The sequence below is a fragment of the Hyalangium sp. genome (assembly GCF_035629615.1).
Lineage (GTDB): Bacteria > Myxococcota > Myxococcia > Myxococcales > Myxococcaceae > Hyalangium.
In genome coordinates, this window is the sequence record NZ_DASPHO010000478.1 from 1 (window position 1) to 3,627 (window position 3,627).

The following is a 3,627-nucleotide window of genomic DNA, read 5'->3' on the forward strand; positions in this document are numbered from 1 at the left end:
CACGTTGCGCAGCTCGCGCACGTTGCCGGGCCACGGGTACTGCGCCAGCAGCGCGCGCGTCTGATCCGACAGCGTGCTCGGCGGCCGTCCCATCCGCTGCAGCACGGTGTCCACCAGCAGGGGGATGTCCTCGGGCCGCTCCCGCAGCGGCGGCAGCGTCACCCGCAGCACCGCCAGCCGGTGGAACAGGTCCTCGCGGAACTTCCCCGCCTTCACCGCACTCTCCAGATCCACGTGTGTGGCCGCCACCACGCGCACGTTCACGGTGCGGTAGTCGTTGGCGCCCACTCGCTTCACCTGCCGCCCCTCCAGCACGCGCAGCAGCCGGGGTTGGATGTCCGGAGGCAGCTCGCCCACCTCATCCAGGAAGACGGTGCCTCCGTCGGCTCGCTCGAACACCCCGGCTCGATCCGTCTGGGCGCCGGTGAAGGCCCCCTTCACGTGCCCGAACAGCTCGGACTCGATCAGGGTGGGGGCGATGCCAGCCAGATCCACGATGACGAAGGGGCCCTTGTTGCGCTTGCTCTCCAGGTGGATGCCCTGAGCGCAGCCCTCCTTGCCCGTGCCCGTCTCGCCCTCGATGAGGACATCCGAGTCACCGGGGGCCACCCGCTCCAGCAGGGTGAACACCTCACGCATCTTCCGGCTGGCTCCCACCAGCGAGCCGAAGCTCGGGCGCGAGGAGGGAAGAATGACGCGCTCGCGTGAGTCCTCGGGAAGGATCTTCAGCTCGACGGCTCCCAGCCGGAGGACAGCCCCCAGGCGGACCTCCAGCTCGGTGAAGCGCATGCCCTCGCAGAACGAGCCGTTGCGCGAGCCCAGGTCCCGGGCCCGCACCCCGTCTTCCCGTACTTCCAGCGTCAGGTGTTGCCGGGAGACGGTGCGATCCTTCAGGACGATGTCACAGGCCGGGTCGGACCCAAGGCGGTAGCCCCGGACTTCGAGCGAGAGGGCGTGGCCCGCATCGTCCCCCGAGAGGGTGACGAGCTTCATCCGCAGCGAGGTGGGCCGGACCTCCGGCTGTGGGACCGTCTGATACCCCCACGGCAAGCTCTGATTTTCCTCGTCAGGCGCCACGCGTGGGGGACTCTACCACCGACGCGAGCCTCAAGGAGGGACCCCTGCCGGCGGCGGTCTCGGCAAACCTGTCAGACAGGTAGACAGGTTCGGCAAGTGCGCGTCGGGACGACGGGCCCGCGACGTGCGTCCCCACTCGAGGAAGAGGGGTGCAGCGGCCGTGGCCACTGCACCCCTCGAGGAGCGGGAGCGCGCTTCAGCTCAGGGCTGGAAGGAGATGCTGGCGCTGGCGCGAGTGTTGTTGGTCTCGATGAGCTCCGGCAGGGAGAGGCCCGGATCGGCCACCGCGCCCACGTGCCAGGTGCCCGGTTGCGGAGGCGGCATGCTCAGGGACAGGGTCTGCTGCGCACACTGCCCCGGCTGCAGGTCGCTGAAGGAGAGGTACTCCACCGGCATGTCCTGTCCGCCAGGAGGGCCGTTGTAGGAGAAGTGGATGGTGGCGTCCTCGGAGAGCACCAGCTGCACCTCCGCGAAGGATGCCTCGGTGCCCTGGTTGCACACCTTCACCGTCACCGGGTACGGCTGCCCGAACGCCACGCTGGCCGGAGCGGTGAGCTCACGGATGACGAGATCCGCGGAGTAGCCGATGCCGACCGCGACACTGGCGCGCGTGTTGTTGGTCTCGAGGAACTCCTGCTCGGAGCCGCTGGGATCGGCCACCGCTCCCAAGTGCCAGGCGCCGTGCTGGGGAGGATGCGCGCTGCTCTGCACCTGCTGCGTCGTGCATTGCCCGGGCTCCAGCGGCCCCGTGAAGAAGGACTGCAGCGGCTGATCCTGATCCTGCGGAGGGCCGCCGTAGGAGAAGCGGATGGTGGTGTCCTGGGAGAGCACCAGCTGCACCTCCGTGCCGCCACTCACGGTGCCTTGGTTGCACACGGTGACGGAGGCCGTGAACGGATCGCCGGGCCTCACGCTGGCCGGGCCGCTCACCGCCGTGATGGCGTAGTCCGTCCGGTGGCCAATGCCGACCGCGGCACTGGCGCGCGTGTTGTTGGTCTCGATCAGCTCGAGCTCGGAGCCGCTCGCATCGGCCACCGCGCCCAGGTACCAGAGGCCGTCGCTCGCAACCCACGGCTGGACCTGCAGTTGCTGCGTCGTGCACTGCCCGGCCTCCAGGTGTCCCGAGGGGAAGGAGACCAGCGGCTGATCCTGATCATGCGGAGGGCCGTCGTAGGAGAAGCGGATCGTGGTGTCCTCGGAGAGCACCAGCTGGACATCGGTGCTACCGCTCACGGTGCCCTGGTTGCACACGGTGACAGAGGCCGTGAAAGGTTGGCCGGGCAGGACGCTGGCCGGGCCGCTCAGCGCCGTGATGGTGTAGTCGGTCCGGTAGCCGATGCCGACGGCCTTGCTGGCCAGCGCGTTGTTGGTGTCGAGGAACTCCAGCTCGTACTGGCCGGGGTCGACCACTGCCCCCAGGAACCAAGGGCCCTCCTGCGGGACCCACACAGAGGTCTGCACCTGCTGCGTCCTGCACTGCCCGGCCTCCAGGTGCCCCGTAGGGAAGGCGTACAGCGGCTGGTCCTGCTCGATGGGAGGACCGTTGTAGGAGAAGCGGATGGTGGAGTCCTCGGAGAGCACCAGCTGCACGTCCGTGCTGCCCCCCGTGGTGCCCTGGTTGCACACCGTCACCGAGGCCGTCAGCTGCTGCCCAGGCATGACGCTGGCGGGGACGGTCACCGCCTGGATGATGTAGTCGGCCCCGTAGCCGATGCCGATGGGGTCGCTGACGCCCGTGTTGTTGGTTTCGATCAGCTCCGGCGTGTAGTTGCCGGCGTCAGCCACCGCGCCCAGGTGCCAGGTGCCCTCGTGAGGGACCCATCCATGCACCTCCGCCTGCTCCGTCCTGCACTCGCCCGGCTGGAGCCCGCCTGGGATGGAGAAGAACCCCGCGGGGAAGTCCTCGCTGTTGGGAGGCGCTTGGAAGGAGAAGCGGATGTCGGTGTCCTCGGAGAGCACCAGCTGCACCTCTGCGGGACCTGACTCAGTCCCCTGGTTGCATACCTTGACGGAGGCCGTGAACGGCTGGCCGGACATGGCGCTGGCCTGGGTGCTCACCTCCTGGATGATGATGTCCGGCGCATAACCGATGCCCGTGAGGACGCTGGCGCGGGTGTTGTTCGTCTCGACCAGCTCCGGCTGGTAGTTGCCAGGGTCGGCGATCACACCGAGGTACCAGGCTCCAGGGTCCGGGGCCCACGCGGAGGTCTCCACCTGCTCCGTCCTGCACTGCCCAGGCTGCAGCGGCCCCGTATAGAAGTTGTAGAGCGGCAGGTCCTCACTGGACGGAGGGCCGCCATAGGAGAAGCGGATGGTGGTGTCCTGGGAGAGCACCAGCTGCGCGTCCGTGCTGCCGCTCGTGGTGCCCTGGTTGCACACCGTCACGCTCACCGTGAACGGCTGCCCAGGCAGGATGCTGGCCGGGCCGATCACCGACTGGACGATGAAGTCCGGGCCATGCCCCACGCCGATGATCTTGCTGGCGCGGGTGTTGTTGGTCTCGATCAGCTCCAGCTCGCCGTGGCCCGGGTCCGCCACCGCGCCCAGGTA

At 68.7% G+C, this 3,627-nt stretch carries 2 protein-coding genes; both read right to left on the minus strand.

From position 1 onward, the window contains the following. A partial coding sequence (locus tag VD972_RS24530; RefSeq protein ID WP_324990943.1) for a sigma 54-interacting transcriptional regulator occupies nucleotides 1-993 on the minus strand: 993 nt, incomplete at its 3' end. Nucleotides 994-1,278: 285 nt separating this feature from the next. Next, on the minus strand, nucleotides 1,279-3,627 hold a 2,349-nt coding region (locus VD972_RS24535; RefSeq protein ID WP_324990942.1), incomplete at its 5' end, for a CARDB domain-containing protein.